Below are 24,962 nucleotides of genomic sequence, written 5' to 3' on the forward strand. Positions count from 1 at the left end.
TTCGACAGCAAAGGCAACTGGACCCTCCCTTCTGATATCCGGCCGTACTCTCACTTGGGAGTAGAGGAGAATGCGATGTTTTCGATAACCGTATTCGTGGCCCGGCGTAATCGTTGGGAGACGGCCTGTTCGCTTACGTCGAAATAATCCGCGAGTTCGGTCAGAGTGCATTCACGCGGGACGGCGAAATAGCCTAATTCGTACGCCAAGACCAGTGTTTCCCATTGAGTCGACGTCAGTTGGTCCTGGATGGACGGGACGTGAGGATTGTAGACACTCTTCACATCGACCGTGATTCCCGCTTCGACACAGTGCTGGTTGAACTCCCGCAACTGTTCGTGACTCGGAAATCGCAACCGGAACTCCCACTGCTCACCAACACTCTGGCCTTCCAGAATAACACCGTGGGTGGCCAGTAGCGCATCGATGACGCCGTTGACTTCACTCGTCCAGGTGACTTGATACAGATAGCGGTCCTCCACAGTCGTGAGTAGTTCGACCGACTCGACGATGTGCTGGGCTTCGAGCACTGATTCGATGTGCTCCGCCGATCCGTCGGTTACCCAAAAGAAGGGGAGAATCCGATTATCGAGCGGCACTAACCGTTCCAGCTCGATTTGCATGTCAGGGTGCTCTGTGAGTAGGCGACCTAATGGAAAAGATTCACCCGGTAGCGTGAGATCGACAACAGTTGCCATGAGGGACTTCGTATCTAAAGGATGAGGCCATGTAGTTATATGCCCTGCCTTCGACACCGAAGTGTGCAAATTATTGCCACAGAACAGTATTGATACTATTATACAAATTGGGGAATTTTTGTAGCGTGTCTGTCACTTATCCTCCACGGCATGGTTTAGATATGAAGGATATATCTATACGGAGCAAGAACGTGGGGTCTAACGGGAGACGATGACGCCCGCGATAGCACAAGCAGTCAGCCCAGCCGATCACCCGACTCAACCATTGGTGACGCTAAATGATTCCAATCGTCGATATCACAGTTCCCGCGAATTCGTTCGAACTTGGCCGGTTACTCGAAGAGCTTCCCAGCATCCACATTGAACTGGAACAACTCATTCCACTGCGTGATGCGATTATCCCACTTTTCTGGGTGTCTGACGGCAATCAAGACGAGATAATTCATACACTCGAACAATCACCACTCACTGAAGAGGTCCAGTATCTCACGACCGATGGCAAACGCGAATTGTTCGAAGTCCACTGGAGTTCGGAAGTCGATGGTATCATCCAAATCATGATCGAGACACAAGCCCGGATGCTCGAAGGAGAAAGCATCGGCGAGGGGTGGGACTTCCGGTTGCAGTTCCCGAGCCACGAGGCACTGTCTGACTTTCGCGAGCGCTGTGAGGAACGCGGTATCCCGGTAATGCTGCGGCGTCTCTACAACCCTCACTACCCAGAGAAAGGTACCCCGATGTCCTCGGAACAGCACGAAGCGATCATTACGGCGTATGAACGCGGCTATTTCGAAGTACCCCGCGCGACTTCGCTGGCGAAGCTTTCATCGGAGTTCGGGATCAGTGATAGTGCCTATTCGCAACGATTGCGTCGGGGACTTAGCTCGCTCATCTACGATACCATGGTTGACTGATGAGACTTGCATTTTCGGCTGCTGTAGAATCTCAAGCGGATGATGATCTCTCAACGGCTTTCGACACGTGTTACACGGGACGTTCGGTGCTCAAACAGTTCGCTTGGAATCGTCGGACCCTGTACCCCTAAAAACGAGCTAAGACCCGTCAAACATGAGGTATCCAATAACGACGTTGATCGCTCGTCGAATTCGTTGTGAGACTGCCTGCTCGCTGATATCGAAGTGGTCGGCGAGTTCAGTGAGCGTACTCTCGCGGGGAACGGTAAAGTATCCGAGTTCGTAGGCCATCGCGAGCGTCTGCCGTTGTGTCTGCGTGAGTTGTTCCTCGACGTTGGGAACGTGTGGATTGTAGATACTGTTGAGGGTCACTTGAATATCGTTCTCCTCGCAGATTCTGGAGAACTCCTGCAGGTGGTCGTGATCCGGAAAACGAAGTCGGAGTTCCCACTTCCCTCCGAGTCCTTGGCCTTCGAGAATCGCAGCATTGGTGTCGATCAGGGCGTCGATAACCCCGTTAACGACATCCGACCAAGTTACTTGGTAGAGTTCCCGGCTATCAACGGTACTGAGGTGTTCGACCGATTCGACGATGGGTTGATTTTCGAGCGTCGATCGGATCTCTGGTGACCCATCGTTCACCCAGAAAAAGGGAAGAATACGGTTGCCGAGTGGGACGAGTCGTTCGATTTCGATGTGGACTTTTGGGTTGTCTGCCAATAATTGGCCGAGGGGGAAAGAGTTACCGGGCAGCGTGATGTCAGCAATCGTCGACATGATCTAGGCTCTATTGAAAACATCGTACGAATAAGGCATAACCATGTCCTTCATTTATCAAGCTGCCTTTACTGCCGAAGGGTTTACTTATAAACCGGCTGCTCTGCAATGTATGATTTCACAGACTTATTCGTCGGTATGAAGAGTGCTCTGTAAAATCGGCGCTGAGTCTCGAAGAAGCGATTGAATCAGCTCTCTATTTGCTTCGGAGAATGTGAACTCCAGATCCCACGTCGGGATTCGGTTTTGTTCGCGGTCGTAGGTGAGAAAACCCGCGTCGGCCATTTGAGGAAGATGGACGTGATGCAATTTTATTTGCAGGTCGTTTAGTTGCTCGGTGGCAGTCGTCTGCTTGGGAGAACTGTTCGTTTGGATCTTTTTAGCGAGGTTTGTGATCGTCAGCGGCGGCTCTGAAGCCAACAATACCTGGAGAATTGCTCGACGAGACGGATGAGAGAGCACATCGAAGACTCCGTTAGTCCGTTGCACGGGTTTTTCCATACTCGTTCATCACACCGTGTCTCCAAAGGTACTAGGTTGACATTTAAAGGATATATTGACTCGTAGTGGCTGAGAGTTCCGTTTTCGAAACTCACTCCGTAACGAGCCCACACCCTCGTGATCGAAGCGCCTCGCTCGTTCGTTTGACACCGATTCGACAGTAGAAGGGAAGACCTGAAGGATTTGAATCCGACAATCGAGAGCAGTAACCGTCCGAAGTACCGGCCGCCCGGTGTGTGATGGGCGAGTTCACATCTATTGTAAGTGGTCGAATTGTACGAATCCATGGTATGTTTCCAGTCAGGTATTCAAAAAGACAGTTATGGGGGGCATAATAATATGAATACCTAGCGAAGCCCGTGCCGTGAGCGTTACATCCTCCGTCGCAGTCATCGATATCGGGAGCACGCGGATTCGGTACGGACCCGCCACGCGTGAAGGTCCCGTAACGGTCGAGACCGAACCGACGGACCCGATGAGATTGACGGCGCAACTCGTCGATATCGTCGACCGTCTCCGCACGCAATCGCCCGGAACGATCCGGCACGTCTCCGTTTCGACGACCGGACTCGTCGACGCCGAGCGGGGCGTCATCGACGAGTTCGATACGGCGGACGGCGAGACGATTCACGACATTCCGGTCGCCGCCGCGATGACGGACGCCTTCGGTCTTCCGACGGCCGTCGAAAACGACTGCACGGCGGCCGCTATCGGGGAGGACACCTTCGGGTCGGGGTTCCGATCCGATACCGTCGTCCACGTCACGTTCGGAACGGGGATCGGTGCGGGTGTCGTCATCGACGGCACGCCAGTTCGGGGGGAGGAAGGCTACGCTGCGGAAGTCGGGCTCGTTCCCATCGTCGCGGATGGCGACTTGTCGAGCACCGGCGTTCGGGGCGCGTGGGAGGCCTACTGCTCGGGTCGCGGAATTCCGCAGTTCGCTCGTCACCTCCTGGCGACGGACGATCGACCTTCGGTACTTCGCTCGATAGAAGAGGTTTCCGCCCCCGACGTGTTCGCGGCGGCCGACGACGGTGACGAGTTCGCAGGGGACGTTCTCGATCGCGTGGCGCGGTACAACGCCGCCGGTATCGGTGCGATCGCGAACACGTTCAACCCCGGGATCATCACGCTCGGCGGGTCGGTCGCGCTCAAAAACTCCGACCGGATTCTGGAGGGAATCCACCGCCACTTGGACGAGTACGTTCTCGCCGACCCGCCGGTCGTCCAACTCACGAGTTTGGGCGCGGACATCGAACTGTACGGCGGGGCGGCGACGTTCTTCGGTGCGAACGAGAGCGCACCCGTGGCGGAGCAGGTCGGCGACTGAGACCACGAAATCTGCCGCTCGTGAACCCTTCTCTCGTTGCTCTCGATCGGTTTTACTGAACAAGTAGCTGATTCTCCGCTGAACGGGAGGTATAAACACGGATTGCATCGTTGCGGTGTGCTCATATCAGTTATTCTCCAAGAAGGGAGCACATAACAATACTCGATACGGCCATTGGATGAACTGCGAGCGTTGGAACGGTGCTTCCCTGATGCTCTCCCGCCCAACGCTTGAGCACAGCCAATCAATCACACGTCGTGCCGACGTCATACTGCCGTTCGCGTGGTCGTCCCCGCTTTGCCGGTACGACCACATCATCCGCTCTCGTCGTGATTCGAGCCGGGAACGGGTTGCTTGTTGGTAGGAGCACCATCGACGCAATGTCGATGGCGGCCACTTCGTGGCCCCGGTGGTTCGATTCCACCCCCGTTCGTAGCAGTACCGTTTTCGTATGTCCGGTCGGTTCGAGGTTCTCGTTCTCCGTCACGTTGAATATCCCATCCCCTATCCGACAGTATACTTTACTCCACCCAACTATTGTATTTCAAATCCAGAAACTCGCTAAGAATTACAAATTTATATTATGTAGACTACCGTACATGCGTTAGTGATGGAGACGGGGAAGTGGTGTGTCCACCACTTCTGAGTTGACACGAAATCTGGGGCGGTTCGTCCACCAGGGCAATTATCGATAGATATCGTCCCATTCGGCAACTCGTCGCCACATCGCAGCCAAAGATAGATACGTTGAATCGCGGTTTCAGTGCCGTCCATTTCGGTTTCAAGTGGACGATTAATCCAGGAAAAGGATGAGAATGCAACGAAGACAATTCATGAAAGGGGTGGGCGCAAGTACGGTGGGTATCTCCGCTATCGGAACCGCCGTCGCGTGCAAACACGGTCACAAACGGAACAGACGGAAAAACAAGATACGAGGACGGAAGCACAACACGCAGCCGAATACCGCAATTTTCGGGGATTCATGGCATGCGGTTGATTCCTTCTACGGTAAGAAAGACTACGCAGTGACGGGCGAACTGAAATGGACTGGCAACTTCACTGCCGAGGTGTTTGTCACGGCGACGTTCTACGACGGCCGTGGAGGGGTTCTTTCCTCGGATGGCATCGATTCGTTAACCCTTGCACCGAACGAGACTGGTGGGTTCCAAATCGATTATCTGAACGCACATCCGAAACGCGTCGCCGACTACCAACTCGCAACAGAAGTATATAGAAAATAAATGGGGCACGACGAGTGGGTCTAAAAATGGTTGTATGGCGGCTTTCGTAGCCTCTTGACGTTTGCTGGGAAGGGGGAAGTGAACGTTCGATCGGATGTGCACGTCGCGATGATCGGTCCGCCGATGGCAGGCAAACGTAGTATCGATTACCCTCCACGAGGTCGGGACGATACTGGTACTTACTCGCGTCGCTCCCTGCCCATGGTGTGGAACTCGTCGTTCGGTCGCCAGTCGGCGAACAGCGCCATTCGGTTCGAGAGGTTGAAAAAGCTCGTCACGCTCCCGATGTCCCAGACTTCCTCGTCGCTGTAGCCGACGTCGCGCAGTCGTTGCAGGTCCGCCTCGGACACCTCCGTCGGACGTTCGGTGAGTTTCACGGCCACGTCGAGCATGGCCATCCGTTTCTCGCTCACGTCCGCCTGTCGGTAGTTCGCCACCAACTGGTCCGCAAGCGTCGGCTGTTTCGCGTAGATGCGTACGAGCGCACCGTGGGCCACGTTGCAGTAGTAACAGTGGTTGACGCCCGAGACGGCGACGACGATCATCTCGACTTCCTCACGGCCGAGCGACGTGTCGTCCACGAGCGCGTCGTGGAAGGCCATGAACGCACGGAAGTGCGAGGGCTTGTACGCGAGCGCCGCGAACACGTTCGGCGTGAACCCCGCGCGTTCGGTCTCCTCGTCGATACGTTCCCGGAGGTCGTCGGGGATTTCGTCGTACTCGGGAACCGGAAATCGTCTCTGTGCCTCGTCATCGAGCGTTGGCTCTGGCATGATACTCGGTTCTCCGTGCGTCATCTTAACACGGTTGTCCGAAGCGAAAGTAAAAATCACTGCACGAGACGATGAGGCTGTTCCGGCGATTCAGCAATCCCGGTCGGAATCGTCGTCGCCCGACTTTTCAGTCGTGGTCCCGTTCGAGGTGCCGCTGTCGTCGGATTCGTCCTCGGTCGTGTCGTTATTCGACGATTGGTCGGTAGTCGTCTCGTCGCTCGACGCCCCGCCGTTCTCGGATTCAGTATCGGTCGACCCGCTGTCGTCGGTCGTTCCGTCGACCGAATCGTCCGAACCATCCTCGGTTTCGGTGGTGGTCGTCTCGTCGCTACCGTCTCCCCCACCGGACTCGCTTCCGTCAGTGGTTGTCGTGTCGGAAACGGAACTGGTGGTTCCCTTGGCGATGACGGTCGATTCGTCCGGCGTGAGCAGGGCGACGACGTCCTCGTCGTCGTTGTTGAGGACCTCCCCCTCGTAATCGAACTTCACGTCCGCTTCCGGGACCCGTTTCGCACCGGTCGCGACGATGAACGACTGGCCGTTGCCGATGACCGTGTCGTCCGGCAGCGTCCTTCGCTGGTCAGTGTCCGGGTTGCCGTACTCGAACGCAACGACGTAGCCGGAGACGTCCACATCGTCCATGGACGTGTTCTCGAACACGACGAACTCCTCCTCGGACGCGACTTGCGTGAGTTCGATGGGGAGTCCGTTCTTTCCGATAACCTGCGTTGCACCGGCGCCGACGGCGGCGAGCGTTGCGACTGCGCCCAGTACGTTGCGTCGTGTTGTAGTCATGTACAATCTGGCGAATACGTTCAACCAACTAAAAATGCAGCTAAACTATACAGTCATATCTATTGACTTATTGTAACAGTTCGGTTATTAGTTGAATATCCGACCGATATCCACGTTCGGCGGCGGATCTCGGGCACGATCCCGGTCGCCGGAAACGTAACGCATCGGGACGACGATTGATCGGACGAACATGACGAGCGCCAACGAACACGAAGATCGCGTTCACCGCCTTTACGAGGGAGTATGGAACGGGGAGAACCCCGACATCGCAACGGAACTCGTCCATCCCGAGTACGTCATTCACGACCGCGATCTCGCGGAGGAACTGCGTGGTCCGGAGTTGTACACGGCGCTTGCGGATTCGACCCGCGAGATCTTCCCGGACATGTCGTTCACCATCGAGGATTCGTTCGCGGTCGAGGACAAAGTCGCCGTTCGCTGGACGATGGTCGGCACACAGGACGGAGCGATGGTCGGCATCGAACCGACGGGAACGGCGGTGACGCTCCGCGCCATCGAGATTGACCGGTTCGAGGACGGGCGTCTCATCGAAACGTGGACGCAGAGCGACATGCTCTCGCTCATGGAGCAACTCGACGCGGTGTGACCGTCCGGTAATTGACCGACCTCGCCGAGAAATATTTCACAACCCGTCAGTCGATATCCCGTCGTCCTCGTGGAATTTCGCGAAGTCGAACGTATGGACATCCGTGGACCGAATCGTGTAGGCGTTTTCGTAGACGTCGATAACGTCGAACCGCTCGCCCGTAACCCGGACTTCTGCCCTATCGTCCAACTGTACGCGGTTGAAATCCGTTCGGGATGTCCACGTGTTCAGACAGCCAGTGCCCTCTTCGCTGCTGTCGAAATTCTTCCCACAGACGCCGAGGAGATACTTGACGGTGAATCGAGCGGACAACTTGTGGTGGCGGTCTTCACTCACGACGATATCGTCGGGGGAGCGAACGCTCCCCCCGACGAACGCCGGGTCGTATCTGCCGAAAATCCTTCCGTCGCCGTGGTCAAATCCGATCCAGAGTGGCTGGTCTATGTAGGTTTGATTGCCGTACTGCCATTCGAGGGAGATGGCCTTGAGTTGGAGTTCGCCCGTCTTCGCAAGCCCGACCTTGGACAGGCAACTCCCGAGACTTCCGGTCGTGAACGCGACCCCCGAAGCGGCGAGGACCTGTCGTCTGGAAGGCATGGCGGATCGGTTGCGTTCGGATAGCATAAACTTTCAGGAAATCGGGTATCGAACGGTATTCCGAAAACAGAACTTACCGACAGTCGATCGGACGTTACCGGAGGACCCGACTCGCCGTTCACTCCTCGTTTCGACTACGGAACAGGTAGAGACCCGTCCCGAGGATGCCGGAGAGGGCCGTCATCACGCCCAATCCGTCCTGTCCGACGGGCGAACTGGTCTGCGTTCCCGGCCCGCTGGCGACGGTTTGCGTGGCCGTGTCGTTCCCGGCCGATTTCTCGGTGGTTTCCGCCGCCGTGGTCGTCGTGGTCGTACCGGTCGAGGTGTCGGTGGACGTGGTTGTCGTGGACTTCGTCGTCGTTCCCGTCCCGCTCCCTCCCCCGGACCCGCCGCATTGTCCGGCGTGGATGACGACCGGTTTCGTCATGTTCAGCGACGCCCACTGACTCCCCTCCGAATCGGTCGAAAGTGCCCTCCAGTTCTCGACCTTTCCGGCGTAGTCCCGCTCCAAGTGCTGTCCGTACAACCGTGCCTCCTCGTTGAACGCGGGGTGTATCGTCACGCTATCGTCGGGGGTCAGCCCGCGGAACGCACCACCGTCGGCACCGCCGCCGTGTTTCGCATCGCTCGCCCACGTCCAATCGACGTCCCACTCGTCGTCCGTCTTCTGGAACGTATCGTAGTTGGTCGACGCATTGTACTGATCGTCGGCCACCGCCCATTCGCCGTCGTCCGGAAGGCCGGAGATGTGGAACGTCACCGATCCGCCGCCGTCGCTCCCGCGCTTGCCGTGCATGAAGACGAGGCTCGTCCCCTTCGGCCCCCGGTAGAGGTAAAGTTCGCTGGTTTCGGCCCGTTCGAGCGCGCTCGCCGGGCCGTAGGAACTGTACCAACCCTTCGGGTCGGTGTCCGACGAACGGTAGTTATAGAACTTCTCGACGGGCAAATCGGAGGTGATGACGGCGAGGGGAATGCAGGTATCGCCCTGTTGAAGGACGTACTTCGAATCCGTGACGTGTCCCGTCTGAATGAGGTTGTCGCCAGCGCCGTCGGCGCTGGCGGTTGCGACGCCTCCGACGCCGACTCCGACGGCGATTCCCGCGGCCGTGCGGAGGAAGGTCCGGCGGTTCAGGGACGTCCGTCGAGTTCGGCTCATTCCGAGACCACCTTGAGCGCGGAGGGAAGCCGCCGGTACACGCCGGTCACGGCCTGCATCCGGGTCGATTTTCGCTGGACGGTGTGATAGGCGACGGGTTCCGGCCCGAACTTCGATTTGTACCGGCAGAGGCGGGGCAGGTTGGCTCCCACGAGGTCGTATCGGGTCAGGCCGCGCTCCTGTGCCTCCTGAATGATGTGCCAGTCAAGCAGGTCGTTGATGGGGAACTCGACGTCGGATTTCGCGCCACCCTGCCACCGATAGATGGTGTCGTCAGTTTCGAGCGTGACCATGCCGCCCAGGATCTCGCCGTCGCGTTCGCAGACGTACGGCCTGACACAGCCATCGGGAAGTCGCTCGTACAGTTCGGTGACGAACTCGGGGTCGATCCGGTACTCCTTCCCCTGTGCCGCGTGACGGTCCTGAATCTGGGTGATGACCGCTTCGATTCCCGCCACGCCAGCCTCCCGAATCGTACAGCCGTCGTCGCGGTTCCGGACGTTGCTCCGGGCATCCCGACTGAACTGCATGAGTAGGTCCTCGCCCGTCAGATCGAGGATGTAGGTGTAGGAGGGGGACACGTCGAAACCGTTCCACGAGAACGGTCGGAGGTCGGTGTACTCGTCCACGGTTCGGACGTCCACGTACGCCGGGTCGATTTCCGACTCGATCCATTCGATCGCGCCGTCGATGAACTCCCGGTGTCGCCGTTCGGCCTTCCGCTGTTTCAGCTTCGCGAAGTTGAGCAGCGTCGGACCGAGGTAGTACACTTCGAGGTGTGGCGGCGGCGAGTACACCATCCGAAACGGTCCTTTCGTCGTCACGAAAATCGGGAACAGTCCGACCGGCTCCTGCCCTTTGTATCCGACGAGAAATCGAACCTCGGTGTTCGACGTTTCCGCGAGGTGCGTGAGCGCCTCGCGGCGATGAAACGGGGTCGGCCCGTCAGAGCGTTCCACGAGGTTGTTCCATCGTTCGAGCGTGCTATCGTCCGCTTCCTGAATTTCTATCGTCATTTGTCTCACTCCAGATATCCGAGTGCCGCGAGTCGGTTCGCCATCCGGTCGTCGGATGCGGTCTGTTCGTCGGAATCGGTCCGTCCGCTACCCATCGTCCCGCCCGGTTCCCGTCGCGTCGAGTACCCTTCCTCGCCGACCGATTCGACGGGCGAGAGAACGTCGCCGTCCATTTCGGTGCTTTTCGGTATCCCGAACAGCGCGAGCACCGTCGGCGTCACGTCGAAGAGGTGTGCGTCGGAAATCCCTCCGTGGACGCCGTCGCCAGCCATCGCAACGATGCCGTTTCGCTTGTGATTCCACGGTTGGCCGGGTTCGGCGAACTCGTGGCCCGAAAGCTCCGCCGAGAGGAAGTTGTCGAAGTCCGTCGGCACCGTGACGATATCCACCGCCCGCTCGGCCTCCGGCCCGTCGAAGTAGGCTTCCCGGCGGGCCACGTCTTCGAACACCGGAGTCCCGTCGGGCGCTTCGACGTCGGCGAGCAGGTCGATGAGTTCCGACCGGAGCGACTCGTATCGCTCCGGTGGAACGACACCGTGGGGGTCGCGTCCCGCCAAGTTGATGCGGACGCCACATTCGATCCTGGCCCGCATGTACGCCTGTGAGGCGGGGAAGTCCACTTGCCGACTGCTCGCCCGGACGACCCCCGACGGGACGAGTTCGGACGCGACCCCGCGAAGTCCGACCGTGTCCAACAGCTTTCCCGCCCGATGGGTCGTGAGACCGACTTTCGCCGCGACGGCGGTCAGTCGTTGGAGCGGGTCATTCGTTCGTTGGAGCAGGCCGCGGCGGTTCTCCGAATCGCCGCGACCCGCCTCGTCCCCGCCATTCCTGAGTTTCGACTCCCGGGTCGGAACCCACGACGGCATGCCCTCGCCACCCTGTGAGACGGCCGTGTAGCCGTGATCCGCGAGGAACTCGTTGACGTAGAACCCCATCCCCGTCATCTCCCCCATCCCGTGGTCGCTGACGACGAGGACGGTGTCGGGGTCGGTCGCGTCGAGGATTTCCCCGACCTGCTCGTCGACGGCCTCGTACACCGCCTCGATCGTTTCCCGCTCGCCGGGGAACTCGTGGAACACGGTGTCGGTCTGCTGGAACTGCACGAAGCCGAAATCGGGCTCGAAGCGGTCGGTGAGATACCGGAACGCCGCACCGCGGGTCTTCACGACGTCACGATACTCGGCGGCGGCCTCCTCGGGCGTCGCGTCGGTCGTGTCGGGATAGATCCGGTACTCCCCGATCTCATCGCGGAGTTCGGCGAGCAGGTTCTCGGGGTGACACGCCGGTGATTCCGGAGCCATGTATCCCGGCACGAGCGCGCCCTCGAAGTCGCGTGGCGGATGCGTGACCGGGACGTTGACGACGACGCTTTTGATCCCGTTCCGGGAGAGGTGTCCCCAGAGCGGTTCGGCCCGAACGTCGTCGCCGTCTACCACGTTCCAGTCGTACCCCTCGTAGTCCAGAAAGCTGAACACGCCGTGCTTGCCAGGGTTCACCCCAGTAAACAGCGACGGCCACGCGCTCGGCGTCCACGGCGGGAGTTGGGATTCGAGCGGGCCTGACACTCCGTCGTCGAACAGCGATTCGAGGTTCGGGAGCGCTCCCGTCTCGAACAGAGGTTCGAGAATCGGGCGGCACGCCCCATCGAGACCGATCACCAGCACGTTCAACCCGTCCTCGCTCACTCCCCGTCACCTCCGTCGGCGGTCGGCAGTTGAAGACGTGGTCTCTCGGTGGTCGGTCCGGAGGGGGCGCTCAACGGGGTCCCGCCAGCATCCGCGTCACCACCGATCCGTTTCGTGACCGGCATCTCCAACAGGGTCAACAGCGTGTACAGTTCGACGGCGTTTTCCTCGCCGCCGAGGTGGTCCTCGTAGCATCGGTTCACGCCGTCCCAGTCGAGGAACGAGAGGGAGTCCACGAGGTCCCGGTCGTCCGCGAGCGCGTCCCGAACGAACTCGCTTTGCCGCACGAACTCCTCGTCGTCGGGCCACGGTCCGTGCGTACACCACGGTCGCGGCGGTTCCTCCCTCTCGAAGAGCTTCCACCGAAGCGCGTTCAGGTGTTTACCGGCGTATTCGACCGGGAACGAGCGGTCGATTCGAACGCCGGATTCCGAATGCGGAACGGCGGCGAGACGCGAATCGAACCGCTCGATGGCGCGGTGCATGAGGTTGCGCCGAAGCTGATACCGGATGGGCATCGAGAGATGGAGGTCGATGAGACGATTGTCGAGGAATGGCGTCCGGTACGGTCGAAGCTGTCGGAGGCTGTTCGTGTAGATGAGTTCGGTGTCGTTCGACAGCGGATAGTACTCGCCACAGAGGACGAGTTCCCGCATCGACCGGTATCGGACCCCGTGGTGGTCGATCTCGCCGTCCGCCGTGACGGAGATGTTCTCCCGGAGGACCGATTCGACGTCCACATCGCCGTCGAAATAGCTCGGTGTCTCGACCGCCAGTCCGTCGATGAACTCGTCGATCGTCCGAATCCGATCTTCGACCGGGAGCGTGACGTTCCCGAACGAACCGAGCGACAGTTTCGGCGACGGTATCTGGTGGCCCTTGAACAGGGTATCGGCGTACAGACCCGAGAGGAGCACGTCCACCGTTCCCGTGAGTTCCTCCGCGAACCCCGTCGGATACCCCTGTTTGTACCACCCGTCGAAGTTCGAGAGCGGCGGGTTACGCTCCAAACTTCGCCGTCGGTAGTCGTCGGTGCGGGGTAAGAAGAGGAGTTCGTTCCCGGCGGCCGCCGCGATTCGGTCGGCGATTCGCGCCTCGCGGTTTCGCCAGTCGTTCATGTGGAAGCCGATCACTGGCTGGTCCATCGCGGCCATCACCAAGCGCGAATCGCTCCCGCCGCTCAACAGCAGTCCGTACGTTCGATCCTCCCGTATCCATTCGTCGATGATTCGCCGGAACCGCGAGACGAACTCCTCGACGAAGTTCTCGAACGGTTCGTCTCGCGGGGTGAATTCGGGCCGCCAGTACCGACGCGACTCCGTCGTGTTTCCGTCGAGGTCGACGGTCGTGACCGACGCGGGTGGGAGCTTTTCGACCCCGGAGAGCGGTGTCGTCACGCCGAACGACCGTTTGAGCGCGAGGTATTCCGCGAGATAGTCGCGGTCGAATTTGGGGTCAACGCCGGGATATTCGGCGAGCGTCTGAATGTCGGTCGAACACACCAGGGTGTCGCCCACGCGGGTGTGGAACAGGGGATACGAACCCAGTCGGTCGGTCAGCAGGGAGACGGTTCCTTTCTCGCGGTCGTAGACGATGCCCGCGAACTGTCCGTTCACCCCTTCGACGAAGTCGATACCGTACGATTCGTACAGGTTCGCACAGTACGTGGGGGAGTCGATGGAGTCCGGGCGTGCTTGGTAGGAGCCGTTCCGCTCGAAGCCGTACACGTCGCCGATGATCCAGACCAGCGTGTCGCCGGTGACGGTCCGGACGGGTTGCTCGTCGGCGAGGAGTCGATGGAACCCGCTAGTCACGGCGACCCGTTCGTCGGCGAACGAGTCGGTTCGCTCTCCTCCCCACTGCATGCTCGGAAACTCGTCTAAGCCGACCCTTCGCGGACCGAACGCACCGAACAACCCTACCATGTGCCTTTCCCTCCGGAAACCACCCGTCTTCCCTTCTCGTCCGTAGTTCCAGCGTAGTGGTCGTTAGTCCGACCGTTCGATGGCGGCGGTTGGGCGACCCGTTCTCCGGAACGACATCCTGACTCGATTCGGTGTGGCCTTTCGTTCATCCGTTCTCACTGAAATTCAACTGGCGGTACCGAACCATTGTTATACGCGGCCTGTGGCCGATGTGCGTTGTCCTACCGGTGAATCAGTGGGTGCGAACGGCCGGGAAGAAGATACCTACCCACTGGGTAGGGGAGTTCAAACGTGCTGGTAGGGAAGATCAAACTGGAGAGTAAGGACGGTCAAACGTGAGTAGGAGACACCAAACGTCGCGAATAGCGAATCAGACGGAGTCGAGAATAACGGAATTCAAACGGAGTCGAGCGAGCGCTCCACGAATCGCTCGCGGATTTCGGGGGGCGGTATCGGACACTCGTCCTTTCGGCCGAAGATCCGGTAGCGGTATTTCGCTATCAGGTCGTACACCGGGTCACGAAATGCCTTGGGAAGATAGATAAGCGGGTACAGAAGCGGCCACGGTCCGTCGAGTTCCCGACAGACGCGAAGCGCGGCGGTCGAACGGGTGTAACAGTTCCCGCCGTCCACGAGCACGAACGAGTCGAACTCGTCGGTCGGGAGGTCGTGGCGGGAGAGGAGCGACTGGCCGACTTCGGACTGAAGCGGCGCGAAGCGGAACGTTCCCGCCTCGTCGAACCGCACCGTGAACCGAACGACAGCGTTACAGAGGTTACAGACTCCGTCGAACAGCAACACGGGATAATCGGTCCCGTCGGCGGGTTCTTCGGAGTCGGGTTCGGTTGCCATCTGTTCGTTTCGACGTTCGGCCTCCTGGCCGATAGACTCGTCGGATTAGACCGTGTTGGATACCAATCGTCGGATTCGACCGTCTGGTCCTCTTCGCCCACGCGCTGCTCCCAAACAGGTGATGGCTCGTCGTGGCGTTTCTTCGCCCTCCTCCTCATCGGAGTAGCCGAGCGGGGATTTCGCGGCAGTTTGTGCCGCGTCTAACTTCCCGGCTCGGTTTCGTTTCAAAAGTGAACGTCGTGGCACGCAGTGAGTTCTCAATCCGTTCGAGTAGCGGTTTCTCAGTCCGTTCGAATGTTACTGGTCGCACATGCGCAGGTGACTGTCGGGTCGAGAAGGTCGTCGATGGGCATCTCCTCGCCGCATTCCGTGCAGACGACGGAGGGTCCCGAACGACGAAAACGCTCCCGGTAGTACTCCAGTGCGCGGGTTCCGACTATCGCCGCGGCACCGGCCCCGACTGCGCCAAGCAGTATCGTGTCGAGTGTTGGTTCGCGTGCCATGATGAGCCAAGGAGGAGCCAGTACCTTAAAGTTGATGCTGGATTCGTTCGGTATACATATTTCGGCTCGACCCTTCGGCCCTACCCTTCGGCCGAACCACAAGCGGTTCATATAAAAACAGGTTCGTCGTAAAGGGAATCACGATGCTATCCCTCATCGGTTCAGTCGTCGGCTTCATCGTGAGCCTGCTCATCGGTGCCCTCGGCATTTACATCGGTGCGCGGGTCGTCACGGGGACGGACGACTACGGTTACGCGCTCATCACTGCCATCGTCGGCTCGGTCATCGGTGGAATCGTCGCGGTACTGCTCGGCTGGCTGTTCGGCTGGATCGTCATCCTCGTCGCGTGGATCTGGGTCATCAACTGGCGCTACCCCGGCGGTTGGGGCAACGCCATCGGGATCGGCCTCATCGGCTGGCTCTCGGTCGTCGTCATCACCTACGTGCTGGCCATCCTGGATGTCCTGACGTTCTCCTCGCTCGGGATTCCGGGAGTCTAATCACCCAACTCTTCTCCGATCAAATCGACCGCGTTTCGAACCGCACCCACCGACGAGAGGTATCCAGCGCCGACCGTCGCTTTGAGTGCCTTTGCCGCTGTCCCCGTGACGACCGTCGGGCCGACCTGTGCGACCGCACCGTCGCCGACCGAGACGAGCCATCCCGGCGAGTTGAACGTGAACTGGTCGAGGCGCGGGTCGAACACGTCGTCTCGGTCCTCCTCCTCGACCAGTCGAACGATGTTGTCGGCGACGACGCGCGCTTCCCGCACGGCCGACTGTGCGCTCGCCGGGACCGCCTCGCCGTCGCCGTCCACGACCCGTGCGGCATCGCCCAGGACGAAGGTTCCGTCGCCGAGTCGAAGCGTGCTATCGACGCGGGCACGGTCTCCGTCCATCGCGTCCGACCCGCGGATGCCGCCCGTCCAGACGAACTCGTCGTAGTCCAGCGTCTCGCCGTCCGCCAGCGTGATCGTCCCGTCGTCGGCCCGTTCGACTGCCGTCCCGGTTCGAATCTCGATGTCGCGCGCTTCGAGTTGCTCCCGGACCGCTTCCTGAAAGTTGGCGGGGAACGCGGGTGCGACGTGGTCGAACTGTTCGAGCAGGACGAGTTCGACGTCCATCAGTTCCTCGTCGGCGAGGGCGGCCAGTTCACCCGCGACCTGCACGCCGGACAGCCCCGCTCCACCGACCACGACGCGTCCGCCGTCGGCGTCCAGAAACCCCTCCCGAATCTCGTGGGCGTGTTCGAGTCGCTTCAACGGAATCGCGTGCTCCTCGACGCCGGGGAGGTCGTAGAAGGCGGTTTCGGCACCGAGGCAGACGGCGGCGTAGTCGTAGTCGAGTTCGTCGTCGGCGTCGTCCGCGAGGACGACGCTTCCCTCGTTCGGGTCCACCGACTCGACGCGGGTTTCGTGTACCTCGCAGTCGAGGACCTCGGTCAGCGGAATCGAGATTTGATCGGCGAGCGACGGCCGTCGGATGACCCGATGGAGTTCGTGTTGGACGAGGTGGTGTCCGGTCTCCTCGACGACGACCAGATTCGTCTCGTCGGGAAGTTCTTTTTCGAGTTTCCGAGCGAGGGCCAGACCGGCGTAGCCAGCGCCGAGAACTGCGATCTGCATGCGAACCATAACGAGCGGGAAGGTGAAAGGCGTACTCCCCGTATAAAACGGGCGGTCGAAAATCGGTCGGTCTCTCGGTCTCAGAACAGCGCGTCTTCCTCGGGGAGGATTTGGGCCGGTCCACCGACCTTCCAACTCATGGTCTCGACGCCGCAGTCGGCGATGGCGTCCTCCACCTCGTCCACGTACTCGGCCGTCGTGTTGACGTAAACGCTCGCGCCCGTGTCGGTGGAGTAGTAGACCGGAATCCCCTCCTCGTTGCGGAGTTCCCGAACCGTGTCAAAGATTTCGAGCGTTTCGGGCTTCCAGTACACCCACCCCGCCGGGCCGGTCATCGTCGTCGCGGCGAGCGACAGCGAGTCGTGTTCGGCCGTCTCGAACACGCGGTCGAAGTCCCCCACGCGGAGCGCGTCGCGCATCTCCACGAGTTGGTCGTGAATGTGCGCCAGTCGCGCGTCGAACATGTGGCTGTCGGCGGCCTCGCGGTGGGCCTCCTCGGTTTCCTTGTACGCCGGAACCAGTCCGGCGACGATGCGAACGTCGTCTTCGAGCGGCGACTCAAGTCGCTCGGAACGGCAGTCGTGGTCGTTCAGGCCCATGTGGAGGTCCGAGAACCCGCCCGTCACGGCGCGGGCCGCGGAGGACGACCCGAGACGCGCGATGGTCGAGATGTCCGGACGCGAGAGGTCGAGTCCGGCGGCCTCCACGGCGGCCATCGCGGCGGCGGCGAATCCCGATGAAGAGGAACCGAGGCCGACGTTCGATGGGAAGCTGTTCTCGCTCTCCAGTCGGACGCGGGTGTCGATTTCCGCGAGTTCCCGAACGCGCGAGACGACTTTTCGAACGCGGTCGGCCGCGTGACCCGTCAGTTCCTCGCCGTCGACGACGAAGGTGTCCGATTCGAACGACTCGTCGAACTCGACGGTCGTCGTGGTGTTGCTCGGCGCGGTACAGACGCTGATGCTGTCGTGGTACGGGTATCGCTGTTCCTCGTCGCGCATCCCGTGGTACTTGACCAACCCCTGAATCGGGTGGGCCTTCGCGGTCGCTTTCATACGGAGATGGCTGTGTGACTGGCGTTTAAACTCTCTGGATTTCGAGCATCGGAGTGAGGCGGATTCTCAGAAACGCCGTGCGATTTCGTAGGCGAGCGTCGTCGGGAGGAAGACGACGGCGAGAACGAACGTGATTTCGTCCGTCGTCGGCCCGGACCCCGTCCACGCGCTGTAGAAGTAGAGAGCGCCGACGGCGAGCACGCCGACGACCGCCGCGACGTAGTTCGGGTCCGTCCACGAAACGGGGGCGCTATCGGTGGCCATGCTCACCAGTTGGGAATCCTGCATGATGGTTCTTTTCCCGCTCGGAACGTCGAAACACCGAACCACTCAAACCGACGCCCTCCGAGAATTCCGACATGGGCGTCCCACTCGACACGCGGGAGGAACAACTGGACGAAATCGTGGACAGGCTGTACGACGAATATCCCGATGCGACCATCTCGCTGAACTTCTCCAATCGACTCGAACTGCTCATCGCCGTGATGCTCTCGGCCCAATGTACCGACGAGCGCGTGAACAAGGAGACCGAACATCTCTTCGAGAAGTACACGTCGGCGGAGGACTTCGCGAACGCCGACGTGGACGAACTCGCGGAGGATTTGAACTCCATCACCTACTACAACAACAAGGCGAAGTGGATCAACAGCGCCTGTCAAACCATCATCGAGGAACACGATGGCGAGGTGCCGGACACGATGACCGAACTGACCGACCTCACGGGCGTCGGCCGAAAGACGGCCAACGTCGTGCTCCAGCACGGCCACGACGTGGTCGAAGGCATCGTCGTGGACACCCACGTCCAGCGACTCTCGCGCCGATTGGGGCTGACCGAGGAGAAGACGCCGGAGAAAATCGAGGAGGACTTGATGACGTTCGTCCCCGAGGAGGACTGGCAGTGGCTCACCCACCTTTTCATCAGCCACGGCCGAGCGACCTGTACGGCCCGAAATCCGGACTGTGAGGACTGTATTCTGGAGGACATCTGTCCCTCCTCGAAACTCGACAACGAGGCCGACCTCGCCAGCGGCGAATCGTGGGCGTGAAGGATTAGCGAGTGAGGATACCGGGAAGTACTGTTTTGTACTGAAGCCTATTGCGAGATACTGTTCGGTGACGGTGACTTCGAAACCTCGCTGGCTGAACTCGTCTCGTCGTAGCGACCTTCTTATCCGTCGATTTTCGTCCCGGGGTCTTCCCCGGCCAGAAACGCGCGCACGTCGTCGGGTCCGAAGATTGAGGCCGGTGCGCCGAGTTCGAGCAGCGCGTTCACCTTCCCGGCCATGCCGCCGGTCACGTCGGTGGATTCGCTCTCGCCGATCACGTCCGCGACTTGGTCGTACGACGTAATCTCCGAAATTACGGCGTCGTCCTCGTCCAGCACGCCGGGAACCGTCGAGCAGAACCCGACTCGGTCGGCGTCGAGTTGGCGCGCGACGGACGCGACGAGTTCGTCGCCGCTGACGATGGTGACGCCCTTTCCTTCGTGAACCACGACGTCGCCGTAGAGGACCGGGACGAACCCTTCGCCGAGCATCGTCGCGACTTGTTTGACCGGCAGCGAGAGGTTCGCGTCCGAATCGCGGGATGCGACCGAGAACGGGTGGACCGGGACGGCCGGAACATCGCGTTCGTGGAGGCGGGAGAGGACGAACTGATCGAGGGTTTCCATCGCACCGTGGATGTCGATGACGGCCGCGACGTCGCTGCTGCCGACCGTTTTCGAGACGCCGTGTTGGCTCGCGTGGTGGTGCCCGAAACTCCCGGCACCGTGGACGAGCACGAGGTCGTCCGTCTGGTCACCACTTTTGCTCTCACCCACCGCATCCGCGACGAAGTCCAACATCTCCCCGTCCAACGTGTCGGGGCGGTCCTTGTCCGTGATGACGCTCCCGCCGAGTTTGAGGACGGTGAGGCTCATTCGACGCGCACCCCTTCGGTATCGAGTTCGGCGCGGAAGGCGTCCTCACACCCCGGCGTGAATCGGAGCGCCGTCTTCGTCTCGTCCGTCGGGTCGAGTGCGACGATACAACCGCCGCCACCGGCACCCGTGAGTTTCGCACCGAGCGCACCCGCGTCGCGGGCCGCCCAGACCATGTTGTCGAGCGAGCGCGAGGAGACGCCGAGTGCCTCCAGCAGACCGTGGTTGAAGTTCATGAGCATGCCGAGCTTCTCGATATCGCCGTCGGCGAGCACCTGTTCCCCTTGCCGGACGATGTCGCCGATACTCTCGACGGTCTCCGCCGCGAAGTCGTACTCCTCGCGGAGCGCTCGGACGCCCGCGACGAGTTTCCCGGTGTCGCCAGCACCGCCGTCGAAGCCGACGACGATGGGGAGGTCGGGTGCATCGATCTTCCGGCAGTCGTCGCCCTCGACGCGGACTGCGCCGCCGGTCGCACAGCAGAACGTGTCGGCGCGGGAGGCTTCCCCGTCCTGTACCGCGAGTTCGGCCTGATACGCTCGGTCCGCGAGTTCGTCGCTCGACAGCGCCACGCCAAGTTCGCGGGTCGCGGCGTCTATCGCGGCGACGGTGACCGCGGCCGAGGACCCGAGTCCCGCACCGAGCGGGATGTCGCTCTCGACGGTGATGTCGAAGCCCGCATCCGGCGTGTCGGTCGCGTCGCGGACTTGCTTGACCGACGCGTCGATGTACCCGGTCGCCGCTCGGACGAGCGACTCGGAGACGTTCACGTCCGGTGTCTCGTCGGCACCACGGCCGTACTCGATGGTGAACCCATCGAGACTCAAATCCTCGGCGTTGACGCGCAACCGGTCGTCATCGCGCAGTTCGACGGTCACTGTCGCTCGGCGTTCGATTGCACACGGGACGGCAGGTTCGCCGTAGACGACGGCGTGTTCCCCGAAGAGATACACTTTCCCGGGGGCGCTGGAAACGGTCATGTTCGTGGCTCCGCACCGGGAGATAACAGGGTTTTCGGACTCCGGTCCGCTCACGGCGGACAGGGCTCCGGACGGATTCGAAATTCATCGTACAATCGTCCGAAATGAAGCTGTTCGAACCGGATCTCCCCGCAGTCGGTCGCGTTGCATCAGACCCAAAATATATACTGATTGGTTGTATCCGTTCGAACACATAATCTATCCATGGCAACTGAACAATCGGTACGAAACGAAATCTACCCCGGCGGCGACCTCGATGCTGGTGCGTTTTGGCGTCACGCGTTCGAAGGTCTCGTCACGAGACTGCCCGAGCCAGTGTTCGTCGTGGACGAGCACGGAACCATCACCTACTGGAACTCCGGTGCGGAGGAACTGACGGGCTACTCCGCGAGTCGCGCGATCGGCATGCCCTCCTACGAACTGTTCGGGACGGACGGTCAAGACGAAACGCTCGCCGAAACGGTAGTTCGAACCGGCCAAGTCGTCCGAGAGTCGGATATTCGTACGGCGTCCACGGCGAGTGGCGGGACGATTCACGGACGCGCGCTCGCCGTTCCGATCACCACCCCGGACGGTGAGACGGTCGGTGCCGTCGAAGTCATCACCCGCGTCACCGAACTCATCGAACAGCGTGAAGCCGTCCGAGGGTTGCAACAACAGATGTCCGAAGAGGTCGAAGGAGCGGTTGCCGAACTCCGCGATTCCGCCGCGGACGTCGCGGAGGATTCCCAGTCCATCCGGGAGCTAACTCGTGACCAATCCGATAACCTCGGCGACGTTCAGTCGGAAGTCGCCACCTTCAGCGCGACCATCGAGGAGATAGCCGCCAGTTCCGAGGAGGTCAGTAGTCAAAGCACCGAGACCAAAACGCTTGCCGAAACGTCAGCCGACGCGGCGGCCGACACGCTCGCCACGGTCGACGAGGTTTCCGAGAGCGCGGAGGAAGTCGTCACCGACGCGGGCGAACTCGAAAACCGCATCGACGAGATCGACGAAATCGTCGAAGTCATCGATAACATCGCGAAACAGACCAACCTCCTCGCGCTCAACGCCAACATCGAGGCCGCACGCGCCGGGTCGGAAGGTGACGGTTTCGCCGTCGTCGCAAACGAGATCAAGGACCTCGCCGAGCAGTCCAAAGAGCGCGTCGATCAGATCGAATCCATCGTCGGCGACATCCGCGAAACCGCGCTCGACACGGTCGAAAGCATAGAGGAGACGAACGATGGTATCGTCACCGCGACCGAAGAAATCGAAACTGTCGTCGAAAATCAGCAGTCGATCGTCTCCGCGATTCAGGAGACCGATGTGGGAATCACCGAAATCGCCGACGCGACCGACGAACAGGCCGCCAGCGCCGAGGAAATCGCGAGCATCATCGATAACAGCGTCCATCGAAGCGAGAACGTCTCCGATTCGGTCGAGCGCATCGCCACGGCAAACGAACAGCAGACCGAGATGGTCGCCGACTTGGAACAGCGGATTCACTCCCTCGAAGCCGAAATCGAGCAGTCGCTGAACTGAATCCTGGACTTCTTTTCCACCGTCATCAGAATACTACCCCGAAATCACTGACTCTCGAACACCGTCGCTATCGACCATCGAGTTCGGAAAAGGCACAAATCGTGTCGAAAACGGCGTTTAAATCTCGCTCTCGAAGTCGTCGAGCGAGTAGGCTGGTTCGGCACCGCGGCGGTCGAGCGTCTCGTTGGCGAGCAGCCAGTAGACGACCGACAGCGCCTTGCGACCTTTGTTGTTCGTCGGGACGACGAGGTCCACGTTGCTCGTGGAGTTGTTGGAGTCACACATCGCGATGACGGGGATGCCAACCGTGATGGCCTCCTTGACCGCCTGTGCGTCTCCGATGGGGTCCGTGACGACCACGACGTCCGGCTCGATGTAGCCGTCGTATTTCGGGTTCGTCAGCGTACCCGGGATGAATCGACCCGTGCGGGCACGTGCGCCGACGGCGTCGGCGAACTTCTCGGCCGGGAAGCGACCGTACTGGCGCGAGGACGTGACCAGAATCTGCTCCGGGTTGTAGTCGGCGAGGAAGTTCGCCGCCGTACGGATTCGCTGGTCGGTCTTGCTCACGTCGAGGACGTACAGGCCGTCCGTGCGAACGCGGTGGATGAACCGCTCCATGTCCTCGGTCTTCTGCTGGGTACCGATGTGGACACCTGCGCCGAGGTAGTCCTCGACGGGAATGAGGAGGTCCGCCTCCTCGTCTCCGAGGACGTCCTCGTCGAACTGCGGTTCTTCTTCTTCGGTCTCGTCCGCCTGTGCGGCGACGTCGTCGTCAGGGTCGACGTCCGGTTCCGCACCGGACTCGCCGGTCGGTTCCGCGTCGATCTCCTCTTCCGCGGCGTCGAGACCGTCCGTTTCTTCTTCTACCTGTTCGGATTCGTTATCGCTCATAATCGTGATACGTTCTGCTCGATTCGGATGAGTTCGTTGAGCTTTGCGGTTCGCTCGCCGCTGACTGCGCCCGTCTTGATGAACGGTGCGTCGGTCGCCACGGCGAGGTGTGCAATCGTCGTGTCCTCGGTTTCGCCACTACGGTGCGAGATGACCGGGTCGTACCCGTTCTCGACTGCCAGTTCGACGGCGTCGAACGCGTCCGAAAGCGTGCCGATCTGGTTCGGCTTGATGAGGATGCTGTTTCCGGAACCCTTCTCGATGCCCTCGGAGAGTCGCTCGACGTTGGTGACGAACAGGTCGTCACCACAAATCAGCGTCTTGTCGCCGACTTTCTCGGTGAGTTTGGCGAAGCCGTCGTAATCGTTCTCGTCCAACGGGTCCTCGACGTATGCGAGGTCGTACTCGTTCACGAGGTCCGCGAGGTACTCGATCTGTTCGTCGGTCGAGCGCGTTTGATCGCGGTACTGATACTCGTCCGCGTCGGCATCGTACATCTCGGCTGCGGCCACGTCGATGCCGAATCGAATCTCGAATCCGAACTCGTCGGAAACGGTCGAAACGGCTTCCTCCATGACTTCGAACGCGTCGTCGTCGTCGATCGACGGTGCCCACGCGCCTTCGTCACCCTTCGCGACGGGAATACCGCGTTCGTCGAGGATGTCCGCGACCGCCTGGTGGACGGCCGCGTTGGCGAACACCGCGTCTTGGACGCTCGGCGCACCGACTGGTGCGGAGAGGAACTCCTGAATCGCCGTGGCGTCGGCGGCGTGTTCGCCACCCCCGATGACGTTCCCGAATGGGATCGGGTAATTGTCGCCACGGAACGCACCGCCGAGGTGCTGATACAGGGGTGCACCGAGCACGTCCGCCGCAGCCTTCGCGGCGGCCATGCTGATGGCGACGGCGCTGTTCGCGCCGATCTCGGAGAAGTTGTCCGTCCCGTCCGCAGCGCGAAGGGTACGGTCCACGTCACGCTGGTCGCCGACGAAGACGTTCCCTTCGAGCCGTGGGACCGCATGCTCGCGAGCGGAGGCGATCGCCTCACTCGTATCGAGTTCGATCGCTTCGTACTCGCCCGTGCTCGCGCCGCTGGGTGCGGCTGCACGACCGAATCCGCCGCTCTCGGTCAACACGTCAGCTTCGACCGTCGTGTTGCCACGCGAATCGAGTATCTGACGGAGCCGAACGTTCTCGATGCGCGTCATTCTGCCCCCTCACGTCGAACCGAGAACGGTAGGACGCCAGCGTCGTACTCCTCTGCCGCGATGAGTATCGGCTGGGACTCCTCCGTTTCGACGAGAACGGGTGCGCCGTACGACACCTGCAGTGCACGTGCACCGAGGATTCGGGCTTTTTCGTATCGGGAGTATTGTTGTTGGGGCATTACTGATAGGGTGCGACGATGTCCACGAGGTCTTTGTGTGCGACGAGCATCCGTCGGCAGCAGTGGCGTTCGACACCGAGGTCGTCGAGGACCTTACCGGGGTCTTCGTTACCCATCTGCGTCTCGGCGCGCGCCTTGTACTCCTGCCAGTGTTCGCTCACTACGTTACCACACGTGAAACACCGGACTGGAATCATCATGGGT

Annotated in this window: 28 protein-coding genes; 7 read left to right on the forward strand and 21 right to left on the reverse strand. The window is 60.6% G+C overall.

Annotated features, from left to right (window positions below; translation table 11 throughout):
- Nucleotides 1–50 precede the first annotated feature (50 nt).
- Entirely contained in the window at nt 51–698 is a 648-nt protein-coding gene (locus NKF26_RS11585) for a helix-turn-helix domain-containing protein (RefSeq protein WP_253228016.1), read from the reverse strand.
- A 278-nt stretch (nt 699–976) separates the two neighbouring features.
- On the opposite strand from NKF26_RS11585, the gene NKF26_RS11590 reads away from it, so the two are divergent.
- Complete coding sequence (locus tag NKF26_RS11590) at nt 977–1,612, forward strand: helix-turn-helix domain-containing protein (protein WP_253228015.1); 636 nt, start codon at nt 977–979, stop codon at nt 1,610–1,612.
- A gap of 138 nt (nt 1,613–1,750) precedes the next feature.
- Here NKF26_RS11590 and NKF26_RS11595 read toward each other — a convergent pair whose 3' ends face one another.
- On the reverse strand, nt 1,751–2,389 hold the full coding sequence (locus NKF26_RS11595; protein WP_253228014.1) for a helix-turn-helix domain-containing protein: 639 nt from the start codon (nt 2,387–2,389) through the stop codon (nt 1,751–1,753).
- A 126-nt stretch (nt 2,390–2,515) separates the two neighbouring features.
- Nucleotides 2,516–2,890, reverse strand: a complete 375-nt coding sequence (locus tag NKF26_RS11600) for a helix-turn-helix domain-containing protein (RefSeq protein WP_253228013.1) — start codon at nt 2,888–2,890, stop codon at nt 2,516–2,518.
- Between the two features lie 364 nt (nt 2,891–3,254).
- Here NKF26_RS11600 and NKF26_RS11605 point away from each other — a divergent pair, with 364 nt between their 5' ends.
- Nucleotides 3,255–4,220 (forward strand): ROK family protein, encoded by a 966-nt coding sequence (locus tag NKF26_RS11605; RefSeq protein WP_253228012.1) that lies wholly within the window; start codon nt 3,255–3,257, stop codon nt 4,218–4,220.
- A gap of 833 nt (nt 4,221–5,053) precedes the next feature.
- Nucleotides 5,054–5,461, forward strand: a complete 408-nt coding sequence (locus tag NKF26_RS11610) for an FxLYD domain-containing protein (RefSeq protein WP_253228011.1) — start codon at nt 5,054–5,056, stop codon at nt 5,459–5,461.
- A 179-nt stretch (nt 5,462–5,640) separates the two neighbouring features.
- Here the strand turns inward: NKF26_RS11610 and NKF26_RS11615 are convergent, their stop codons facing one another.
- Both NKF26_RS11615 and NKF26_RS11620 read right to left on the reverse strand, forming a co-directional pair.
- Nucleotides 5,641–6,234 (reverse strand): peroxidase-related enzyme, encoded by a 594-nt coding sequence (locus NKF26_RS11615; RefSeq protein WP_253228010.1) that lies wholly within the window; start codon nt 6,232–6,234, stop codon nt 5,641–5,643.
- A gap of 90 nt (nt 6,235–6,324) precedes the next feature.
- Nucleotides 6,325–7,029, reverse strand: a complete 705-nt coding sequence (locus tag NKF26_RS11620; RefSeq protein ID WP_253228009.1) for a lamin tail domain-containing protein — start codon at nt 7,027–7,029, stop codon at nt 6,325–6,327.
- Nucleotides 7,030–7,219: 190 nt separating this feature from the next.
- On the opposite strand from NKF26_RS11620, the gene NKF26_RS11625 reads away from it, so the two are divergent.
- Nucleotides 7,220–7,636: an ester cyclase gene (locus tag NKF26_RS11625; protein ID WP_253228008.1), complete on the forward strand. Its 417-nt coding sequence runs from the start codon at nt 7,220–7,222 to the stop codon at nt 7,634–7,636.
- Between the two features lie 36 nt (nt 7,637–7,672).
- On the opposite strand, the gene NKF26_RS11630 is transcribed toward NKF26_RS11625, so the two are convergent.
- From NKF26_RS11630 to NKF26_RS11660, 7 genes are all read right to left on the reverse strand, one after another.
- The gene (locus NKF26_RS11630) at nt 7,673–8,233 is read right to left on the reverse strand and encodes a hypothetical protein (protein WP_253234340.1); all 561 of its coding nucleotides are present in this window, start codon (nt 8,231–8,233) and stop codon (nt 7,673–7,675) included.
- A gap of 118 nt (nt 8,234–8,351) precedes the next feature.
- The gene (locus NKF26_RS11635) at nt 8,352–9,389 is read right to left on the reverse strand and encodes a hypothetical protein (RefSeq protein WP_253228006.1); all 1,038 of its coding nucleotides are present in this window, start codon (nt 9,387–9,389) and stop codon (nt 8,352–8,354) included.
- On the reverse strand, nt 9,386–10,405 hold the full coding sequence (locus NKF26_RS11640) for a lipid II:glycine glycyltransferase FemX (RefSeq protein WP_253228005.1): 1,020 nt from the start codon (nt 10,403–10,405) through the stop codon (nt 9,386–9,388). The genes NKF26_RS11635 and NKF26_RS11640 overlap by 4 nt, the downstream gene beginning before the upstream one ends.
- Nucleotides 10,406–10,410: 5 nt before the next feature.
- Complete coding sequence (locus tag NKF26_RS11645; protein WP_253228004.1) at nt 10,411–12,093, reverse strand: alkaline phosphatase family protein; 1,683 nt, start codon at nt 12,091–12,093, stop codon at nt 10,411–10,413.
- Nucleotides 12,090–14,018 carry an asparagine synthase-related protein gene (locus tag NKF26_RS11650; RefSeq protein ID WP_253234341.1) on the reverse strand — a complete coding sequence of 643 codons (1,929 nt, stop codon included), beginning with the start codon at nt 14,016–14,018 and terminating at the stop codon, nt 12,090–12,092. The genes NKF26_RS11645 and NKF26_RS11650 overlap by 4 nt, the downstream gene beginning before the upstream one ends.
- Before the next feature lie 396 nt (nt 14,019–14,414).
- On the reverse strand, nt 14,415–14,870 hold the full coding sequence (locus NKF26_RS11655) for a thiol-disulfide oxidoreductase DCC family protein (RefSeq protein WP_253228002.1): 456 nt from the start codon (nt 14,868–14,870) through the stop codon (nt 14,415–14,417).
- 281 nt (nt 14,871–15,151) lie between these two features.
- Complete coding sequence (locus NKF26_RS11660; protein WP_253228001.1) at nt 15,152–15,373, reverse strand: hypothetical protein; 222 nt, start codon at nt 15,371–15,373, stop codon at nt 15,152–15,154.
- A gap of 143 nt (nt 15,374–15,516) precedes the next feature.
- Between NKF26_RS11660 and NKF26_RS11665 the strand changes: the two genes are divergently transcribed.
- The gene (locus tag NKF26_RS11665) at nt 15,517–15,873 is read left to right on the forward strand and encodes a hypothetical protein (RefSeq protein WP_253228000.1); all 357 of its coding nucleotides are present in this window, start codon (nt 15,517–15,519) and stop codon (nt 15,871–15,873) included.
- Here the strand turns inward: NKF26_RS11665 and NKF26_RS11670 are convergent.
- The 3 genes from NKF26_RS11670 to NKF26_RS11680 all read right to left on the reverse strand — a co-directional run bounded on the left by NKF26_RS11670 (nt 15,870) and on the right by NKF26_RS11680 (nt 18,340).
- Nucleotides 15,870–16,997: an NAD(P)/FAD-dependent oxidoreductase gene (locus NKF26_RS11670; RefSeq protein ID WP_253227999.1), complete on the reverse strand. Its 1,128-nt coding sequence runs from the start codon at nt 16,995–16,997 to the stop codon at nt 15,870–15,872. The two genes, NKF26_RS11665 and NKF26_RS11670, sit on opposite strands and share 4 nt — an antisense overlap.
- Before the next feature lie 80 nt (nt 16,998–17,077).
- Nucleotides 17,078–18,052, reverse strand: a complete 975-nt coding sequence (gene mvaD, locus NKF26_RS11675) for a phosphomevalonate decarboxylase MvaD (protein ID WP_253227998.1) — start codon at nt 18,050–18,052, stop codon at nt 17,078–17,080.
- A 66-nt stretch (nt 18,053–18,118) separates the two neighbouring features.
- Nucleotides 18,119–18,340 carry a hypothetical protein gene (locus NKF26_RS11680; protein WP_253227997.1) on the reverse strand — a complete coding sequence of 74 codons (222 nt, stop codon included), beginning with the start codon at nt 18,338–18,340 and terminating at the stop codon, nt 18,119–18,121.
- Nucleotides 18,341–18,411: 71 nt separating this feature from the next.
- On the opposite strand from NKF26_RS11680, the gene nth reads away from it, so the two are divergent.
- On the forward strand, nt 18,412–19,098 hold the full coding sequence (gene nth, locus NKF26_RS11685) for an endonuclease III (protein WP_253227996.1): 687 nt from the start codon (nt 18,412–18,414) through the stop codon (nt 19,096–19,098).
- Nucleotides 19,099–19,220: 122 nt separating this feature from the next.
- Here nth and NKF26_RS11690 read toward each other — a convergent pair whose 3' ends face one another.
- Together NKF26_RS11690 and mvk are read right to left on the reverse strand one after the other, a co-directional pair.
- Nucleotides 19,221–19,973: an isopentenyl phosphate kinase gene (locus tag NKF26_RS11690; RefSeq protein WP_253227995.1), complete on the reverse strand. Its 753-nt coding sequence runs from the start codon at nt 19,971–19,973 to the stop codon at nt 19,221–19,223.
- Nucleotides 19,970–20,953 carry a mevalonate kinase gene (mvk, locus tag NKF26_RS11695; protein WP_253227994.1) on the reverse strand — a complete coding sequence of 328 codons (984 nt, stop codon included), beginning with the start codon at nt 20,951–20,953 and terminating at the stop codon, nt 19,970–19,972. Before mvk ends, NKF26_RS11690 begins: the two co-directional genes overlap by 4 nt.
- 204 nt (nt 20,954–21,157) lie before the next feature.
- Here mvk and NKF26_RS11700 point away from each other — a divergent pair, with 204 nt between their 5' ends.
- Complete coding sequence (locus NKF26_RS11700; RefSeq protein WP_253227993.1) at nt 21,158–22,477, forward strand: methyl-accepting chemotaxis protein; 1,320 nt, start codon at nt 21,158–21,160, stop codon at nt 22,475–22,477.
- Nucleotides 22,478–22,594: 117 nt separating this feature from the next.
- Here the strand turns inward: NKF26_RS11700 and rpsB are convergent, their stop codons facing one another.
- From rpsB to NKF26_RS11720, 4 genes are read right to left on the reverse strand one after another with little or no spacing between them, the layout of a single operon-like run.
- Complete coding sequence (gene rpsB, locus NKF26_RS11705) at nt 22,595–23,371, reverse strand: 30S ribosomal protein S2 (RefSeq protein ID WP_066142747.1); 777 nt, start codon at nt 23,369–23,371, stop codon at nt 22,595–22,597.
- Nucleotides 23,368–24,579, reverse strand: a complete 1,212-nt coding sequence (gene eno / locus NKF26_RS11710) for a phosphopyruvate hydratase (protein WP_253227992.1) — start codon at nt 24,577–24,579, stop codon at nt 23,368–23,370. Before eno ends, rpsB begins: the two co-directional genes overlap by 4 nt.
- Nucleotides 24,576–24,758: a DNA-directed RNA polymerase subunit K gene (locus tag NKF26_RS11715; RefSeq protein ID WP_066142743.1), complete on the reverse strand. Its 183-nt coding sequence runs from the start codon at nt 24,756–24,758 to the stop codon at nt 24,576–24,578. Before NKF26_RS11715 ends, eno begins: the two co-directional genes overlap by 4 nt.
- A complete protein-coding gene (locus NKF26_RS11720; RefSeq protein ID WP_018128667.1) occupies nt 24,758–24,958 on the reverse strand; it encodes a DNA-directed RNA polymerase subunit N in 201 nt (66 codons plus the stop codon). Before NKF26_RS11720 ends, NKF26_RS11715 begins: the two co-directional genes overlap by 1 nt.
- Nucleotides 24,959–24,962: the final 4 nt, after the last annotated feature.

Origin of the sequence: Haladaptatus sp. AB618 (assembly GCF_024136965.1) — an archaeon.
Taxonomy (GTDB): domain Archaea; phylum Halobacteriota; class Halobacteria; order Halobacteriales; family Haladaptataceae; genus Haladaptatus.

What these genes read in the sequence shown, in the direction of transcription:
- NKF26_RS11585 (WP_253228016.1), bottom strand. Translation starts at nt 698, where the DNA reads ATGGCAACTGTTGTCGATCTCACGCTACCGGGTGAATCTTTTCCATTA.
- NKF26_RS11590 (WP_253228015.1), top strand. Translation starts at nt 977, where the DNA reads ATGATTCCAATCGTCGATATCACAGTTCCCGCGAATTCGTTCGAACTT.
- NKF26_RS11595 (WP_253228014.1), bottom strand. Translation starts at nt 2,389, where the DNA reads ATGTCGACGATTGCTGACATCACGCTGCCCGGTAACTCTTTCCCCCTC.
- NKF26_RS11600 (WP_253228013.1), bottom strand. Translation starts at nt 2,890, where the DNA reads ATGGAAAAACCCGTGCAACGGACTAACGGAGTCTTCGATGTGCTCTCT.
- NKF26_RS11610 (WP_253228011.1), top strand. Translation starts at nt 5,054, where the DNA reads ATGAAAGGGGTGGGCGCAAGTACGGTGGGTATCTCCGCTATCGGAACC.
- NKF26_RS11615 (WP_253228010.1), bottom strand. Translation starts at nt 6,234, where the DNA reads ATGCCAGAGCCAACGCTCGATGACGAGGCACAGAGACGATTTCCGGTT.
- NKF26_RS11620 (WP_253228009.1), bottom strand. Translation starts at nt 7,029, where the DNA reads ATGACTACAACACGACGCAACGTACTGGGCGCAGTCGCAACGCTCGCC.
- NKF26_RS11625 (WP_253228008.1), top strand. Translation starts at nt 7,220, where the DNA reads ATGACGAGCGCCAACGAACACGAAGATCGCGTTCACCGCCTTTACGAG.
- NKF26_RS11630 (WP_253234340.1), bottom strand. Translation starts at nt 8,233, where the DNA reads ATGCCTTCCAGACGACAGGTCCTCGCCGCTTCGGGGGTCGCGTTCACG.
- NKF26_RS11635 (WP_253228006.1), bottom strand. Translation starts at nt 9,389, where the DNA reads ATGAGCCGAACTCGACGGACGTCCCTGAACCGCCGGACCTTCCTCCGC.
- NKF26_RS11640 (WP_253228005.1), bottom strand. Translation starts at nt 10,405, where the DNA reads ATGACGATAGAAATTCAGGAAGCGGACGATAGCACGCTCGAACGATGG.
- NKF26_RS11650 (WP_253234341.1), bottom strand. Translation starts at nt 14,018, where the DNA reads ATGGTAGGGTTGTTCGGTGCGTTCGGTCCGCGAAGGGTCGGCTTAGAC.
- NKF26_RS11655 (WP_253228002.1), bottom strand. Translation starts at nt 14,870, where the DNA reads ATGGCAACCGAACCCGACTCCGAAGAACCCGCCGACGGGACCGATTAT.
- NKF26_RS11660 (WP_253228001.1), bottom strand. Translation starts at nt 15,373, where the DNA reads ATGGCACGCGAACCAACACTCGACACGATACTGCTTGGCGCAGTCGGG.
- NKF26_RS11665 (WP_253228000.1), top strand. Translation starts at nt 15,517, where the DNA reads ATGCTATCCCTCATCGGTTCAGTCGTCGGCTTCATCGTGAGCCTGCTC.
- NKF26_RS11670 (WP_253227999.1), bottom strand. Translation starts at nt 16,997, where the DNA reads ATGCAGATCGCAGTTCTCGGCGCTGGCTACGCCGGTCTGGCCCTCGCT.
- mvaD (WP_253227998.1), bottom strand. Translation starts at nt 18,052, where the DNA reads ATGAAAGCGACCGCGAAGGCCCACCCGATTCAGGGGTTGGTCAAGTAC.
- NKF26_RS11680 (WP_253227997.1), bottom strand. Translation starts at nt 18,340, where the DNA reads ATGCAGGATTCCCAACTGGTGAGCATGGCCACCGATAGCGCCCCCGTT.
- nth (WP_253227996.1), top strand. Translation starts at nt 18,412, where the DNA reads ATGGGCGTCCCACTCGACACGCGGGAGGAACAACTGGACGAAATCGTG.
- NKF26_RS11690 (WP_253227995.1), bottom strand. Translation starts at nt 19,973, where the DNA reads ATGAGCCTCACCGTCCTCAAACTCGGCGGGAGCGTCATCACGGACAAG.
- mvk (WP_253227994.1), bottom strand. Translation starts at nt 20,953, where the DNA reads ATGACCGTTTCCAGCGCCCCCGGGAAAGTGTATCTCTTCGGGGAACAC.
- NKF26_RS11700 (WP_253227993.1), top strand. Translation starts at nt 21,158, where the DNA reads ATGGCAACTGAACAATCGGTACGAAACGAAATCTACCCCGGCGGCGAC.
- rpsB (WP_066142747.1), bottom strand. Translation starts at nt 23,371, where the DNA reads ATGAGCGATAACGAATCCGAACAGGTAGAAGAAGAAACGGACGGTCTC.
- eno (WP_253227992.1), bottom strand. Translation starts at nt 24,579, where the DNA reads ATGACGCGCATCGAGAACGTTCGGCTCCGTCAGATACTCGATTCGCGT.
- NKF26_RS11715 (WP_066142743.1), bottom strand. Translation starts at nt 24,758, where the DNA reads ATGCCCCAACAACAATACTCCCGATACGAAAAAGCCCGAATCCTCGGT.
- NKF26_RS11720 (WP_018128667.1), bottom strand. Translation starts at nt 24,958, where the DNA reads ATGATGATTCCAGTCCGGTGTTTCACGTGTGGTAACGTAGTGAGCGAA.